Origin of the sequence: Arthrobacter sp. K5 (assembly GCF_040448525.1) — a bacterium.
Classification (GTDB): domain Bacteria; phylum Actinomycetota; class Actinomycetes; order Actinomycetales; family Micrococcaceae; genus Arthrobacter; species Arthrobacter globiformis.
In genome coordinates this window covers 133,317-148,369 of the sequence record NZ_CP159280.1, presented here as the reverse complement: position 1 = coordinate 148,369, position 15,053 = coordinate 133,317, and the positions used below count along the sequence as shown (strand labels likewise).

Genomic DNA, 15,053 nt, shown 5'->3' with positions numbered 1-15,053 from the left:
AGGCAGGAAAAGACATGAAAATTGGCATTGTTGGCGCAGGAGCCATGGGACAGCTCTTCGGAGGACGCCTGCAGATGGCTGGCAACGAAGTCCGGTTCATCGACGCAGCACCGGCAACCATCGAAACCCTCAACGCCGAAGGCATCACCATTACGGCCGCTGGGGTACCGCGTCACACTCCGGTGACCGCGGGAACGGCCGCGGACTTCAATGAGGCGCTTGAGCTCATCATCGTCTTTACGAAGAGCTTCCACACAGAGGCAGCAGTGGCCTCCATCAAGCACCTGATTGGCGACGCCACCTTCGGGCTGACGCTCCAGAACGGGCTGGGAAACGCTGACACTCTGGCGGGTACCTTCGGACCAGAGCGTACTTTGGTCGGCATCACCGACTTCCCTGCCGACCTGGAACGGCCCGGCCACATTTCCACCGGCGCGGGTGGCAAGGTCCGCGTGGGCACGTTCTCCGGTCAGCAGGAGCCTTTCCTCCAGGGCCTCGTGCATACCCTGAATGAGGCCGGACTCACCGCAACGCTGGAAGACGAGATCCAGACACACATCTGGGAAAAGCTTGCCTTCAATGCAGCCCTGAACACGCTCAGCGCCGTCACAGGCCAGACAGTCGGCCAGATTGCCGCAAGCGCAGCTGCCCTGGACATCGTGTCCCGGGTCGTCGATGAAACCATTCTCGTGGCGGAGAGCCAGGACGTGCACGTGTCACGGGAACGGATCCAGGCCGCACTGGACGGAGCGTACGTCCACGCCAAGGACCACAAGACATCGATGCTTCAGGACCGTGAGGCAAAACGGCGCACCGAGGCCGACTACATCGGAGGCGCAATTGTCCGCCTAGGTGGAGAAGGGGGCCATCCGGCACCTGTCCTCAGCGCACTGACTCTCTTGGCCAGCGAAACCATTCGTTAGGCCCCGGCACGTAAGTACAGGTCGCCCCGACCTTCGGGACTTCTGCCTCCGACAGAAGTACCTGCCTTCAGGAGCCCATGCGTCAAATGGTTCACGTCCTTGGCGCATGGGCTTCAGCCTGACTGCAACCCCGACATCACATCACCTCCGAGAGGAAACCCCATGTCCGTTGAAGTGCAACGACGCACTAAAACCAAGTCCGGCAAAGCCGTACTCGCACTCTGCTTTTTCTCCATCGTGGCCGAAGGCTACGACATGGTCGCCTATGGCACCTCCCTGCCCTCCATGCTCGCCGACCCCTCGCTGGGACTGACTGCTGTCACTGCTGGTCTGATTGGCAGCTATGTCCTTGTCGGTATGCTGGTCGGTTCTGTCGGCATGGGCCTGATCGCCGATTTCGTCGGCCGCCGGAAGCTCGTTATCGCTTCTACTGTCTGGTTCTCCGCCTGGATGGTCGTCTGCGCACTGGCACCCAACATCACCGTATTCGGGTTCGCCCGGTTCCTGGTCGGCGTAGGCGTCGGGGCTCTCATCCCCACCGCGGCGGCATTGGCCGTGGAGTTTGCACCCAAAGGCCGCGGCAACACGTACAGCGCCATCATGTGGGTTGGATACCCCACCGGTGGCCTGCTCGCGGCGCTGCTTGGCCTGGTCGTGCTCGGGCCCTTCGGACCTAAGGGCATGTTCCTGATCGGCGCGCTGCCCCTTATTACCATTGTTCCGCTGGCCCTGCGTTTCCTCCCCGAGTCACCGGCGTTCCTCAACGTTCGTGGCCGCCACGAAGAGGCTCTGGCAATTGCTGAGAGGTATGGCCTGGAGTCGACCCTGGACGAAGCGGACGCACCGTCAAACGCGGATTCCAAAAGCACCACGCGCCGCGGCCCCCTGGCGCTCTTCACTAAGGAACGCCGGTTATCCACAGTCTTCATTGGCCTTCTCAGCGGCTGCGGGCTGTTCCTCACCTACGGACTCAACACGTGGCTGCCGCAGCTGATGCGGGCCAGCGGTTACGAACTCGGCTCGGCACTGACATTTCTCCTGGTGCTCAACGCCGGCGCAATCATCGTTCCACTCTTCGCCTCCCGGATCGCCGACCGCATCGGGCCCCGCCTGGTTGTGGCTGCGGCCTTCGGCGCCGCCTCGGTAGCCATCTGCCTGCTCAGCATCAAGGGAGCGACCCCCTTCCTGCTGTTGCTGACATTCGTCGCGGGCGCCGGCACCATCGGCGCGCAGACTCTGGTCTACGGGTTTGCGGCAACTCACTTCCCGACCTCGTGCCGCGCGGCAGGCACCGCCTGGACAGCCTCCGTCGGACGTATCGGCGGAATCATCGGTCCTTCACTGACCGGCCTGCTCATGGCCGGCGGAGCACCGACGTCCACTGCATTCTTCGCCCTCGGGGCCATCGCCGTCGTCGGCGCCGCCATAGCAGCAACTGTCCCGCGCGTACGCAGCTGACCTGCACCTGGCCCGTTGACCTCTCAACGACCGGGGCAGGGGAGGCCCTCGACCTCCCCGTCATGTTTGCTCCGGATAATTCTGCGGAGCCGCGCACTGGCATGGAGAGTAGGGCGCGGCCGAGCAGATGGGCACCCGCTCGGTTCTCTCCAGCGCCTCCACCTATTCCATCGAAGAAATGGCCGAGGGACGTCCTCCAGCCATTGGTTCCAGCGCTATCTCTGGGGAGACCGGGAGCTCTCCCGGTCGATGATGGAGAGGGCAAAAAGACACTCGTGGTCACCGTCGACATGGCGGCTGTCGGAAACCGGCTGGGGGAACAGCGCTACGGAATGGGCCTGCCGCCAACGCTCAGTCCCGCGCGCATCCTGTCGGCTGCCCTCCGGCCCGGCTGGCGCTGTGCGTATCTGGTCCAGCGGCGGACCACCATGAAAAATCTCAGTCCAGCGGGAGGTGCGGTCCGGTCCGCCGCCACCAGAAGAGGCTCCTGGCCGCACCCATGGACTGGGACGAGCTCAGATGGATGAGGGACATTTGGGACGGCTCGCTCCTGGTCAAGGGGATCCTGGACCCGGACGACTCCGACCTATGTGTTGATCTTGGAGCGTAGGGCGTTATCGTCTCCAACCACGGCGGCCGGCAACTTGGCGGAGCACCCGCCACCCTCGAAGCCCTTCCTGCGATCGTGGATCGCGTCGAGGACCGGGCGGATGTTCTGTTCGACGGCGGCATTCGAAGCGGCAGGGATGTGGTTGTTGCCCTCGCTCTGGGAGCTAAAGCCTGCCTTGTCGGCCGGCCGCTGCACGTTTCCGCGTGGTCCGGTGGACGAGCATGTATTGGATGCCCTCGACCTGGTGGCGCAAGCCACACAGGTTGTTATTGACGGCGTGCGGCCTGGCTTGACGTCACATGCGGCGGACGAGCTTGCGCGCGACTACTGGGAATATCCTCCCCTTTGGTGGGAGAACGACGTCATGCAGCTCAGGCCGCTGGATGAGCGCCCACTCATCAAAGGCATGACTTTCCATCTCGTTCCTAGCGTTCACGTTGCCGGGCTTGGCTTCGTTAATCAAAGCATGCCGGTCGTCATAACTGAGAGCGGCTGCGAACCTCTCGTTGACCTTCCGCTGCGTTTGGCTGCGGCATAAAGGCCCGCGCTAAACCCCGACTACACGCCAAACCGGGTCAGCCCTTCTCCGGAGAGGGGCTGACCTGGTTTGGCATAACGACTGGCGTGTCCGGCTGTAGGTATCAGATCGTCCGGCTTGAGCTGGCCGCTTTAGCCAGTACTCCGTCGATGAAGCCGGCAATCGCAATCAGCCTCCGGTCACTGCCGGCGGGGCCATCAAGGCTCAGGCCCACGGGAAGGCCGACGGAAGACACTCCAGCCGGCAACGTGATGCCGGGCAGACCTGCGAAGCTTCCCGGTTTCATGTTTCTCGTCAACGTATTAAATGACGGGCACAGCTTGCCATCGACCAGTACATTCTCGTCATCTACTCCGAGCCGGGGCGCCGGAACAGGTGTCGTCGGAAAGATGAGGGCGGACGTTCCTGTTGCGGAAAACGCCTTTGCGTATTCGCTCGCTGCAGCACGTTTGGCCGACCGCGCCTGCAGTTCCATTAGTTCCCGTGCCTTCTCAGACGCCGGCCGGTTGGCGGCGAAGGCTGCCGCGACTTCAGGCATGGCGATGCCCGCCAACAGCTCATCCAGGGTCAGCGTTGGGACGAATTCTGCAAGATACTTCTGCAGCTCGGAGTAGGCCTCAGCGAAAACGATGTCCATGCCCCATTCGTCGTCGAGAGCGTCGGGGATGCTCGTATCTAGCTCGGCCACGGTGATTCCTTCATCCTGCAAAGCCTGCACGGAGTCCAGCCACACCCGCCTCACCTCAGGGTCCAGTTCGTCCGTATAGCGTGCGGATGGAGCAGCGAGCCGAAGGCCGGACTCGACTGGCGAGGGAGTGTTGGCGGCCGCACCGGAAATGGCCTGGTCCACGATGTCCAGGTCGGCCATTGTCCTGGTCATCACCCCTACGGTGTCCCGTGATGAGCACAGGGGCGTCACTCCATGTCCCGGGTACCGGCCCGTGGTCGGGCGAAGCCCGTAGAGCCCGGTCAGCGCGGCGGGGATCCGGACGCTGCCGCCGGTATCGGTTCCAAGTCCGAACCGTGCCGCACCTGAAGCAACAACAGTTGCGGTTCCGCCGCTGCTCCCGCCCGAGGAGTGGTCCTCCCCGTAGGGGTTCCGGACCGGGCCGAACGTTGGATTATTCGACGTCGTTCCCAGCGCCAGCTCATGCATATTGGCCTTGCCCAGGACAATGGCCCCCTGATTCAGTACGGCTGTCACGACTCGTGCATCCTTTTGGGGAACAAAGTTCCGGAGCAGGGGAGTGCCGGCGGAATTGGGGGCATCCTTTACGTGAATGCTGTCCTTGATCACTCCAACCCATCCGCGGAGCAGGCCCCCCGGGCATGCATCGGGGTCGGCGTCCAGTTCAGCAGCACGCTCCCTCGCCGCCTCGTCGTTCCGGTAGGTGAAGCCGTTCAGGTGGCGTGTGCGGTCGGCCCGCTCGATGTGCTCCTCAAGGGCAGCCGAAATCGCCCCGTTCGAAGACCGTCTTGACAGTCCCTGCATTTTTTTGCAACTCCCTCTACTCTTATACGCCAGTGGTGTTCGCGTGGTGCGGCGTTTCAAGAATCCCGGATACCTGTAGCCGCGCCAGGTTCGGGATTGTTTTGCAGCCAACGAAGAGGATCCCGCAGGGACTGGGGAGTTCCTGCGGGATCCTCGACCCGGGCTAGGAGCTGGAATTTGAGACTGCCTTACTGCCGCGGAAGTTTTCGTCTGCGAAGCCGACGAAGTAGGAGTTCTTCAAGATGATGATGCTGATCAGCGACACGACCACGAAGAAGATCATGTAGCCGGCAATGGATGTTGAATTGCCTGTGGTCTGCAGCAGCCACTCACAGAGTGCGGGAGCGAAGGCTCCACCCACGATCCCGCCCACAGCGTAGGGGAGTGAAGCCGCCGTGTAGCGCAGCCGGGGCGGGAAGAGTTCAGCGAACAGCGCGCTCTGGGGACCGTAGCTCGCACCCAGGGTTGCTGCCAGAACGACCACGGCTAGAGCGAATGCCGCGATGGAGCCGGTGTCGACCAGGAGGAACGTCGGGACAGACCACAGACCCATTGCAAGGTAGAACCACCACATCGTCTTGCGGCGGCCATACTTATCCGACAATTGTCCGCCGAGGACTGTGAAAGCGATCCAAACCATGGCCGCCACCATCAGGACCAGGTTGACCGCGGCAGGGTCCATTCCCCGGGAGTTGTAGGCATACGCGGGCAGATAACCGATGAAGATGTATCCGACGGCGATGTTGGCAACGAACGCACCGCCGGCGAGGCACATCTGCCAGGAGTGGTGCTGGAAGGCTTCTTTCAGCGGTACCCGTACTTCTGTTTCGTTCTCGCGGATTTCGGCGAAGACCGGGCTTTCTCCGATGGCCGTACGGATCTTCAGCCCGATGAACACGAGCACCACGCTCAGGAAGAACGGGACTCGCCATCCCCAGGCGGTGAACTGCTCAGGACTAATCGAGATCTGGACGAGGAAGAAGACCAGAGTGGAGAGAACCAGTCCAGCCGGCGTTCCAATCTGCGAGAACACCCCGTAGAAACCGCGCCGCTTGGCAGGTGCGTACTCGATGGACATAAGGGCGGCACCACCCCATTCGCCGCCCGTGCTCAGGCCCTGCATGAAGCGGAAGACGACGAGCAGGATCGGTGCGGCAATGCCAATTTGGTCATACGTTGGCAGCAGACCGATGCCCAGACTGGCGACGCCCATCAGGGCCAACGTCGCTACCAGCGTTGCCTTGCGTCCTTTGCGGTCACCAAAGTGACCGGCGATAAGTCCCCCCAATGGACTTGCGATAAAGCTTGCCGCTACCGAACCGAGCGACACTATCAGCGCATTCGGTCCCAGGGTACCGAAGTACTGGTGACTGAAGATGAGGCCCGCAGCCGCGATGTACGAGAAGGACAGGTACCACTCGATGGTGGTTCCGATGCCGCTGGCTACCCGTACGCGGAAGAGCTCGCCGCGAGTCGGGCCGCTGCGGACCTGGGTTGTTGAAGTTGATGACACTTTAAATCCTTACAAACTTGAGGGGTGATTTCGACGGGGCACCTGAGCCTCGAGCCGGACGTTCTTGAGGTTCGACGTTGAGCTCAAGGCGCCGGCCGGGACCGCGGTTGGGGCATCGTTCTCTCTCGTAAAGAGTTTCCGGAAAGGGGAAGCACGCCCGTCGCCCTTGTCGGCGAGTGAACCTTCACCTTTATGTGGGGCATGTCACTAGATTAGGTACGCAGCCTCAATAACCCCAATAGATAATCTTGCAATGGATATAGATGTCATCTATTCGTGGAGCTGCAGGACGACGCTTGCTGACGGCCGCAACAAGTAGCCGCATAACACGTGGCGAAGGGCTCCCTGAAGGGGGAATCGTGCGCCCGTGACCTTTTGTGGATCTTTTACTTTTGTAGGACCTTCTAAGGAAATGCTCCACGGGGTCAGTTCAGCAGGGGCCAAGGTCTACCGAGGCGAGCAGTTCAAATTGGAGCGCGGCCGAATCGTCGTCGTTTTCCACGCACAGCATCCTGGAGCCCTGTTCCCTGCCAGTTTTCAACTGGCATGCACGGGTATTCGTGGGCCGGGAGTAGGTGTCGCTCTGCAGTGGCTTCGTCCGATTAGCGGAGTGTCTCTGAACTGATCAGTCTCATCTGCTTGTAACAGCGCCGCGCACGGCTGAGATGTACTGGGCGTAGGCGGCTGCTGAGTCGGTAGCGTGGCGTTCGATGGTTGTAGGGGAGTAGCCGAGGGTGTCGGCGATGATGGCCACGGGTGCGAGTTTGGTGAGCTCGTGGAGAGTTCCGAGTCGCGCGGCTCGGGTGCTGAATAGCTTGCTGAGGCGTGTTGTGAGGTGTCCTGGGTGGATGTGCCGGCCGGGTGAGGTTCCGCGGAATACCCAGTTGGTGTTCGGGTGCGAGGCGGTTAGGTTGTGGCCGGGGTTTGCGGCGAGTTCCCGCCAGGGCGCATCTAAGGGCTCAGGCAGTGTGATCTGGATCGTTCCCAGCTGGATGGTGACCTGTTCTTCGGTGACGGTCACGTCATCCCAGGTTAGGCGCGCTATGTTTTCGGCCTGTTGCCCGAAGACAAGAACGAGGATCGCGGCGGCCTGATCTCGTGCTTCAATTTGTCCGCCGGCCTGGAACACGCGGTTTAGTGCTTCATCCTGTCCTGACTTGTCGAGTTTGGGGCTCGTTCCACGACGATGCGGGATGATAGCCAGTCCTGCAGGAGCGGCCTTGGCCTTGATGGCCCATTTCAGAAAATGTTCAGCAATCCGCCTGGTGGTAGGTCCTTCTGCCTGCCAGAGGTCGAGACGAGCCTGGGTCAGCCCGGCAAGGCTGGTGCCGTGGCCGGTGAGCCAGTTGAGCAGATCGATGGCGACTGTCACTTGCTGCTTGGCACGCAGGAAAGTGCCGCGGGTGACTTCGTCCATCTGGTTCATCCGGCGTAGGTGATGCCAGCGGATGTAGCGGCGGATGATGTCACGGTCCTCAGGGTTGCTGACCCGGTCTAAGGCCTGTGCTGACCAGTTCTCGTAACGCGTGCGGAGTTCATCGCGGCGGGGCAGCACCCCGTGTTCGGTGAGGAGGCCGCGGACGTATTCGCGGGTCCGCGAGTCGGGCAATCCATCGAAGCTTTCATGCGTGATTTCTGGCGTGACGGCGAGGTTTCGAAGGAAAGCGGTGACGTGCTTTTGCTGGATCCAGGTGATGCCGCTGTTGGCGCGTTTCATCGACTTCAATGCTGCAGCAAGCGGAATCAATTCGGGCGCCATGACTCCCCGCGACGGGTCCGTGAGCAGGCCATCAACAACGGTGGCCAACACACAGCTCCAGCAACGGCCGCCGCTGTGGAGTTCGTCTTCTGCTCCGCAGCTCTCGCAGTCGACGTTGAGTCGGATGCCTGAGCATCGACGGCAGGCAGGTTGGTCATCGATAATTCCGGGCAGGACGCCTTCGTGGCCGCAGGCGCAGGTGCCACGAGTGCGTTTGGCTTGCTGGTAGCAGTAGCCGCAGACTCCGCCATCGGGCCATCGAGCGACGGTTTGGTGGTGCTGGCCGCAGCGGCCGCAGGGGACCGGCCAGCGGATGGGGTCCTCTGCTTTGCGTGGCCTACTCACCCGTCTTCGGGAGCAACGAGTCGGACGCGTCGTGCGACCGGGTTGCCTGGTTGGATGCCGAGGTCTTCGCTGCGCTTGGGGGCGTTGGCTGTCGCTGCGGCGCGCATTTCCACGAATGGTTCGAACAAGTCGTTGGGTGTGCAGTCCAGGATGTCGCAGAGCGCGGCGAATGTCCTGGCCGGAATGCGCTCCGGCGTGGATGTGACCAGCCTGTAAACCTGACTCTCGGAGAGATTGATGCCACGGGATTTCAGGAGCGGCATCAATTCGGTGGTCTTCCAGAGGTTCTGTTTTGCCATCAAGGCTCGCAGGTTCCAGCGGTAGCCAATCCGGCGCTGTTCAGGCATCTGGGTCCTCCAAGTTCGCGATGCGACGTGCAATCATCTGCTGCACGGTTTTCTGCTTGAAGTCCGACGATACCGATGTGTAGAGCCCGGTGGTCGAGGCGTAGGAGTGGCCAACCTGAGTCTGCACGAAGGCCGCGTCGTAACCGGCTTCGATCAGGTGGGTCACGTAGGAATGCCTGAGGCAATGCAGGCCCAGCTCTTGGGGCAGGCCGACGGCATCCCGTGCAGCGGCGAACGCATCCCCGAACGAGCCCAGGGACATCCGGGCGCCACGCTCACTCGGCCAAAGCGCCGAGGACCTTTCTGCGGTCGGGAACTGCTGCCGCAATCCACCGGATGTCCATGTCTTGAGCTGGTCCACGACCCAGTCGAACTCCGGCACGGTCAACACGGTGCGCCGTCTGGGTCCTGAGCCCGCGGTGCCCTTGGCAAACCGAACCTGGACTGCCCCGAACCGGCCGTAGTCGCTGACGTGAGGGTTCGGGCCGAAGTCCTCCAGGTCCAGCATGGTCATTTCACGCCGGCGAAGCCCGTAGGCATAACAGACCTTGAACGCCACCGAGTCGCGGAACAGGGGCAGCCAGCGCTTACTGCCGGCGGCGTATTCCCGGTCGACGAGGTCATCGATGTAGTCGAATAACCGCTGCAGTTCCGCCTTGGTGAACGAGCGCTTCTTCGCCGGGACGGCATCATCGGTGGTGTGCCGTGGCATGTTCCACTCGAAGCAGATCTGGCTTGGAATATCACCGAAAGTCCGTTCGCAGAACTCGCCCCACCCATAGCCCGGATGGGTCAGGTAGGAGCAGAACATCGCTACAGCGTTGCTGTACGAACGCAAGGTCTTCAGGCTGATCGGCTTCTCGCCAGAACGCAGATCGCCCAGGAAGTCTTCGATGTCAGCCGGGCCCCATTGCCACGGAAATTCACCCGTGAACCCCTGAAAACGCTCCAGCAACTGGCAACGCTTCTTGATGGTCTCGGTCGTGAGCCCGCGCGCCAACATCTGCGCCCGCCAGCCATCGAGCATGGCAGTAAAAACCCGTTCATCAGCCCGGAACAGCCCAATGTCCGGATCGACCAGCATCCGCGGGACGAAACCCGGAATGGCACCGCTCACTGCAACCCCTAAACCATGGAAACATGCATTAGATGCAGGAAACCTATAGCGGCAAGGGATCCGCGGGCAAATTCAGCCGTGTCGACAGAATGGTCAGGTCCGTCGCAAAGCCCGCCTGACCTGCGGAAACACCCCGGTTCCTCCAAGCACGGGAGTACTCGCAGCTACTTCCACTCCCGTGGTTTAAACACCGATAACCATTCTTATGTAAAGCTAGCGTCCGGGAGGGGCTTCCGAAGGCCTCCGGCAACATCATCGGATGGCCCTCCAGGACTACGTCAACCGCAGCGACTCACCATGTCTTTGGGGCGCGGCTTCAGCAAGGTACTCGAGGTCGGGCTGCCAAAGCCTCGTGGACCGTCCTCCGGGAGTCCAACCGTTGACCATTCTCTTGCCCGCCCCCACTGCTGCCACATAGGCTCATGGTGTGAGTGGCGGGAACGGCAGTCCGAAAAGCGGATCCGGCCCGCGACCCGTGAAGGAAACAAGCATGGCAACAGGTACAGTCAAGTGGTTCAACGCCGAAAAGGGCTTCGGCTTCATCGCCCCCGACGACGGAAGCGCTGACGTGTTCGCACACTTTTCGGCAATCGCATCCAGCGGTTACCGATCCCTCGACGAGAACCAGAAGGTTCAGTTCGACGTCACCCAGGGCCCCAAGGGTCCGCAGGCAGAGAACATCCAGCCGCTCTAAGCGGTTGTCAAAAGCTGACCGGCGCAAGCCGGTCAGCTTTTTTGTTCCCCACACTGCCCCTTGACCTAAAGATGCTCAGCATGACCACGATGAAGGCCTGCCAGCCGAAGGCGTCAGCTCCGGCGGATTTCACCGAAACCGGCCAGAAGGAAGCTCCCGTCCTCCGACGAAGCTGATCACGAAGTCGGAGACCTGGCGCCCTGACACTCCCCCAGTGCCGACACCGTTCACTGATAGCCGGCGTTATGTAAAGTAGAACAGTGATTATTGCATCGGATGCAAGATCGCCCCTCCTCCACCGCTTCATCGGGTATCGGCCTCTTGTTGACTAGAAAGTGTTCCTACCTGCGGAAACAGTCCTCAAGCAGTCCGGCTGACTCCCCTCCACCAGTGCCGCCGATCCAATCACTTGCCGTTTTCTTGGGGGAATGTCTCGCTAAGGGCGGCGCACGAAGAAAGCGATACGTTGCACTCTGGTCGGGAAAGACTCGGCTAACGACGGAAATGAGAACTACCTCCCGTGGCTACCGATTACGACGAAGTTCGTTCCGACGTCAAGGAATCCCAAGACCGCTCCCTAGCGGCCCTGAAGTCCGCCAGCGCCCCTGACGCCCGCAGCGTCGTCAGCGAACTGGACGAAGTCGACGCCCTCGACGAAGGGCTGACGCCCGGTGGGAAATCGTCTCCGAGGAACTCATTGTTCAGGTCGTCCCGCAGGGGCAAGGACGAGTTCACCTGTGCATCCTGTTGCCTGGTCCGGCACCGGTCCCAGCTCGGCCGCGAAAGCACGGCCAGCCGTACTGCATTGAGTGCGGAGGCTGACACCCACCAGAAGGATCAGTAATCTCAGGCGATTGGATCACTCGCCAGATCTGAATGCAGCACAGAAAATACATGTCCATATCGCCTACACACTTTTTGAATCAGATCGCTCACCCAATCAGGAGCGTCTGGGGCAACGTGAACGGCCTGAATCAACCGCTTCAGATCGACAGGTATGGGAATCACCGGCGGTTCCGGCCCAAGGGGGATGGCGGTGTTTTCCTCGGTTGGGTGCGGCATGCTTCGCCCTGTCATCATGATGAGACGAACCTCGCGCTCGTGGCTGAAACTCAATCGTTTGTGCATGAAGCGATCAAAGAAGTTCCCCTCCGGGATAAAGGTTGTCCTGTAATCGACGTAGTTGACGCGACCTCCGAAAATACTCCTATCAGAGCCGATACTCGCCATCAGGTTCGCCCATGTTGTCTTTACGGCGACGCCGCGGCCCTCACGCTGGTAAATGTCCCACATGGCCGCCGATTCAACCGGAGACTCGTGCCAGCAATTTATGTGAGTCGATCTAAGCCCTGATTCGCGCATGCCCACATACTGACGGTTCATATCCTCAAAAAACTCACCATAGAGCTGAGGGCGCAACTCCACGTTTGCTTGGCTGGAGGATCCTTCCCACCTGTCGCTCATCTGGTCTGCACGAGCAAAATAGATGGCTTCGTCTTCAAGTAAGGAGAGGAACCGGGCAAGATCCATGTAGCGCCAGAGCACATCATCGTCGCCCGGCCTATTCGTGAAGCTGGGGTGAAATTCAGATACAAACACGCCCTGCAGCCTATCCGCTTGCGACGGCGGAAGTTCAGGACCGAAGGTTGTTGTCGCCTTTCCCCTGGACAGTAGTGTTGTTTTATCATCACGTTGCGACATATTGGGGGCACACGCATGGCGTTCGACTTCGGAAAACTCGCTCTGGGCGGGGAGTTGTCGTCTATCACCGATCCTGAAGCTTTGTTCGACGCTCTACCGAACAAAGAAGAGGGCTACGGCTACCTCCGGTCGGTCCAGAGCGACGTGCTGCAGGCATGGCGGGATCGTCGGGACAATCGAGACCTGGTCATCAAGACAAACACCGGCGGTGGGAAGACGATCGTCGGGTTGCTGATACTTCAATGCTCCCTGAATGAGGGCCGCGGACCAGCAATGTACATCACTGCCGACGCCCACCTCGCCGCCCAGGTAAGGGCCGAAGCCGATGCGCTCGGACTGGAAGTAACGGACTCGCCGGACGATGAGAGCTTCCTCTTCTCCCAAGCGATCCTGGTCGTCTCCGTGGGCGTCCTCATTAATGGGAAGACCCGCTTCGGCCTCGAAGGAAGCACGACGTCACGGCAGCCCATCAGTGTCGGGACCGTGGTGATCGACGATGCGCACGCGGCAGTGATGGAACTGGAAAGCAAGTCAACCCTCCGCATCCCCAATACCCATGTTGCTTTCGAAAAGGTCATGAACCTCTTTATCGAGGATCTTGAAGCGCAGAGCAACACAACATTGATGGACATCGCGTCGGGAGTTCACTCGGCGGTCCTGCGGATACCGTTCTGGTCTTGGCGTAAAAAACGAAATGGGGTCCTTGACGCGCTGCACCCCCACAGAAAGGAGAAAGCCTTCGAATGGGTGTGGCCCCTGCTGGCAGAGGAACTTGAACTGTGCCAGGCGGTCGTGACATCAGCCGGGCTGGAAATCAAGCCACAGTGCCCTCCTATCCAAAAATTCCCCAGCTTCTCAGAGGCCCAGCGGCGGGTCTACCTGACAGCCACTCTGGCCGAGGACAGCGTCCTTGTGACCCACTTCGATGCTGATCCGGCCAGCGTTGCTGACCCCGTCGTGCCTGCGTCGGCGACCGATCTCGGGGACCGGCTCATCCTCGCCCCCATATCGCTCAACCCCAGAGTCGAGCACGAGCAGGTCCGGGAGATGGCGGCCGGGCTCGCCGAACATCACAACGTTGTTGTCCTTGTGCCCAGCCATGCCCAAGCGCAGGAGTGGGACGCTGTGGCAAAAAGCACCGTCAGCACTATGGAGGAGATCGGTGAACAGGTACGGCGGCTCAACGACGGCCATGTAGGCCTGGTAGTCATCGTCAACAGGTATGACGGAATAGACCTGCCCGGTGATGCCTGCCGTGTGCTTATCATCGACGGTATTCCGGAGGCCTACACAGGCATGGAACGTCGTGAAGCCGCTGCCTTGCGCAAGAGCAGGGCAATGACCTCCCGACAGGTACAGCGTGTCGAACAAGGCATGGGGCGTGGAGTCCGTAGCCGCGATGACCGCTGCGCAGTAGTGATTCTCGGCGCCGGCCTGACCCGCCTTCTCGCAAATGCTGATGCCGCTAGCCAACTTTCCCCGGCCACCCGGGCGCAGTTGAATATGTCGCGTTCAGTAGCAGCGGGTATGAAAGGCGCAAACGTGCAGGACATTGTGTCCGTCATTGAACAGGTTGTCTCTGGCGATCAAAAGTTCCGTGAGGCATCCCGCGGCGCCCTCAAAGGCATCGTCTACGGCGCCGCAACTATCGACCCAGCCGCAACCCACCTCAGACGCGCCTACAACGCAGCCGTACGCGGCGACTCTCGCGCCGCGGCCGCACACGCACAAGAAGCCGTCACCGCCGCACATGTAGCCGGCGACGCACGCTACGGCGGCTGGCTCTCCGAGACCCTAGCTGGCTACACCGACGCATTCGACCCCGTCAAAGCACAGGCTGAATTGGATGAGGGGCGAAACCACAACATGGCTATTCTGAGGCCACTAGCCGGGGCGTCGTTCGAACCAGTGGAGGCCGCTACAGCCCAAGCCGACGCCTGCCGCGACTTTCTTCGCGAAAACTTTACAAACGGGGCCGAACTGATCCTAGGTGGCCAGGCCATCCTCGATAACCTGACGTGGAACCCCAATCGCACCACCGAGGCTGAGGCAGCTATGGCGGACCTGGCAGCGCTTTTGGGTATCCGGAGCCACCAACCGGAGGAAGAACAAGGTGTGGGCCCAGACGTTCTCTGGGCTCTCGGCAACCATACATACGCCGTGATCGAGGCCAAAACCGGCTCTGAAAGTGATTTCATTTTCAAGAAGGACATCAACCAGCTCGGCGGGTCCGTCAACTGGTGTGAAAGCAACTACGGCGCAGACGCCCACATCATTCCTGTCATGGTTCACCGCAAAACAACCGTCGAAAGGACCGGCACCCCACCAGCCGGCACGAGGATTGTGAACGCGAATGGTCTGAAGGCGTTGAAAAGTGCCGTGGTGGCCTTCCTCCTCGCTCTCGGCGACGACTTTGGCGACGCCGCCAAGATCTCAATCCTGCTGGAGGAAAACGGGCTAACCGCTGGGCAAATCTTCGCCGCGGACTCGTCCTACTCTGAGAGCGCGGGCACGCAACGGTGAACAACTGCGCCGGCGGACTTGATGCTGGGCTGC

General features: G+C 60.9%; 12 protein-coding genes and 2 pseudogenes. 8 read left to right on the top strand and 6 right to left on the bottom strand.

Annotated features, from left to right (window positions below; genetic code table 11):
• Positions 1–14 precede the first annotated feature (14 nt).
• The 5 genes and pseudogenes from ABRP34_RS23070 to ABRP34_RS23050 all read left to right on the top strand — a co-directional run bounded on the left by ABRP34_RS23070 (position 15) and on the right by ABRP34_RS23050 (position 3,529).
• Complete coding sequence (locus ABRP34_RS23070; protein WP_353713660.1) at positions 15–923, top strand: 2-dehydropantoate 2-reductase; 909 nt, start codon at positions 15–17, stop codon at positions 921–923.
• Positions 924–1,085: 162 nt separating this feature from the next.
• Entirely contained in the window at positions 1,086–2,381 is a 1,296-nt protein-coding gene (locus tag ABRP34_RS23065; RefSeq protein ID WP_353713659.1) for an MFS transporter, read from the top strand.
• 62 nt (positions 2,382–2,443) lie between these two features.
• Positions 2,444–2,800, top strand: a pseudogene (locus ABRP34_RS23060) (alpha-hydroxy-acid oxidizing protein); the annotation flags it as partial.
• An 80-nt stretch (positions 2,801–2,880) separates the two neighbouring features.
• Positions 2,881–3,264 (top strand): annotated as a pseudogene (locus tag ABRP34_RS23055) (alpha-hydroxy-acid oxidizing protein).
• Positions 3,218–3,529, top strand: a complete 312-nt coding sequence (locus tag ABRP34_RS23050) for a hypothetical protein (RefSeq protein WP_353713684.1) — start codon at positions 3,218–3,220, stop codon at positions 3,527–3,529. Before ABRP34_RS23055 ends, ABRP34_RS23050 begins: the two are co-directional and overlap by 47 nt.
• A gap of 103 nt (positions 3,530–3,632) precedes the next feature.
• On the opposite strand, the gene ABRP34_RS23045 is transcribed toward ABRP34_RS23050, so the two are convergent.
• The 5 genes from ABRP34_RS23045 to ABRP34_RS23025 form a co-directional block, all read right to left on the bottom strand.
• Positions 3,633–5,021, bottom strand: a complete 1,389-nt coding sequence (locus ABRP34_RS23045) for an amidase family protein (RefSeq protein ID WP_353713658.1) — start codon at positions 5,019–5,021, stop codon at positions 3,633–3,635.
• A 163-nt stretch (positions 5,022–5,184) separates the two neighbouring features.
• Positions 5,185–6,534, bottom strand: a complete 1,350-nt coding sequence (locus ABRP34_RS23040; RefSeq protein ID WP_353713657.1) for an MFS transporter — start codon at positions 6,532–6,534, stop codon at positions 5,185–5,187.
• Between the two features lie 631 nt (positions 6,535–7,165).
• Entirely contained in the window at positions 7,166–8,344 is a 1,179-nt protein-coding gene (locus tag ABRP34_RS23035) for a Fis family transcriptional regulator (RefSeq protein ID WP_353713656.1), read from the bottom strand.
• A 290-nt stretch (positions 8,345–8,634) separates the two neighbouring features.
• Positions 8,635–8,985: a helix-turn-helix transcriptional regulator gene (locus ABRP34_RS23030; RefSeq protein WP_353710747.1), complete on the bottom strand. Its 351-nt coding sequence runs from the start codon at positions 8,983–8,985 to the stop codon at positions 8,635–8,637.
• The gene (locus ABRP34_RS23025) at positions 8,978–10,069 is read right to left on the bottom strand and encodes a tyrosine-type recombinase/integrase (protein ID WP_353713674.1); all 1,092 of its coding nucleotides are present in this window, start codon (positions 10,067–10,069) and stop codon (positions 8,978–8,980) included. Before ABRP34_RS23025 ends, ABRP34_RS23030 begins: the two co-directional genes overlap by 8 nt.
• A 523-nt stretch (positions 10,070–10,592) precedes the next feature.
• Between ABRP34_RS23025 and ABRP34_RS23020 the strand changes: the two genes are divergently transcribed.
• Together ABRP34_RS23020 and ABRP34_RS23015 are read left to right on the top strand one after the other, a co-directional pair.
• Positions 10,593–10,796, top strand: a complete 204-nt coding sequence (locus tag ABRP34_RS23020) for a cold-shock protein (RefSeq protein WP_104046164.1) — start codon at positions 10,593–10,595, stop codon at positions 10,794–10,796.
• A 520-nt stretch (positions 10,797–11,316) separates the two neighbouring features.
• Positions 11,317–11,640, top strand: a complete 324-nt coding sequence (locus tag ABRP34_RS23015) for a DUF4193 family protein (RefSeq protein WP_353713655.1) — start codon at positions 11,317–11,319, stop codon at positions 11,638–11,640.
• 2 nt (positions 11,641–11,642) lie between these two features.
• Here ABRP34_RS23015 and ABRP34_RS23010 read toward each other — a convergent pair whose 3' ends face one another.
• A complete protein-coding gene (locus tag ABRP34_RS23010) occupies positions 11,643–12,395 on the bottom strand; it encodes a DUF2971 domain-containing protein (protein ID WP_353713654.1) in 753 nt (250 codons plus the stop codon).
• Positions 12,396–12,512: 117 nt separating this feature from the next.
• Between ABRP34_RS23010 and ABRP34_RS23005 the strand changes: the two genes are divergently transcribed.
• A complete protein-coding gene (locus tag ABRP34_RS23005) occupies positions 12,513–15,020 on the top strand; it encodes a helicase C-terminal domain-containing protein (protein ID WP_353713653.1) in 2,508 nt (835 codons plus the stop codon).
• Positions 15,021–15,053 lie beyond the last annotated feature (33 nt).

What these genes read in the sequence shown, in the direction of transcription:
- ABRP34_RS23065 (WP_353713659.1), top strand. Translation starts at nt 1,086, where the DNA reads ATGTCCGTTGAAGTGCAACGACGCACTAAAACCAAGTCCGGCAAAGCC.
- ABRP34_RS23025 (WP_353713674.1), bottom strand. Translation starts at nt 10,069, where the DNA reads ATGCTGGTCGATCCGGACATTGGGCTGTTCCGGGCTGATGAACGGGTT.
- ABRP34_RS23030 (WP_353710747.1), bottom strand. Translation starts at nt 8,985, where the DNA reads ATGCCTGAACAGCGCCGGATTGGCTACCGCTGGAACCTGCGAGCCTTG.
- ABRP34_RS23005 (WP_353713653.1), top strand. Translation starts at nt 12,513, where the DNA reads ATGGCGTTCGACTTCGGAAAACTCGCTCTGGGCGGGGAGTTGTCGTCT.
- ABRP34_RS23020 (WP_104046164.1), top strand. Translation starts at nt 10,593, where the DNA reads ATGGCAACAGGTACAGTCAAGTGGTTCAACGCCGAAAAGGGCTTCGGC.
- ABRP34_RS23070 (WP_353713660.1), top strand. Translation starts at nt 15, where the DNA reads ATGAAAATTGGCATTGTTGGCGCAGGAGCCATGGGACAGCTCTTCGGA.
- ABRP34_RS23045 (WP_353713658.1), bottom strand. Translation starts at nt 5,021, where the DNA reads ATGCAGGGACTGTCAAGACGGTCTTCGAACGGGGCGATTTCGGCTGCC.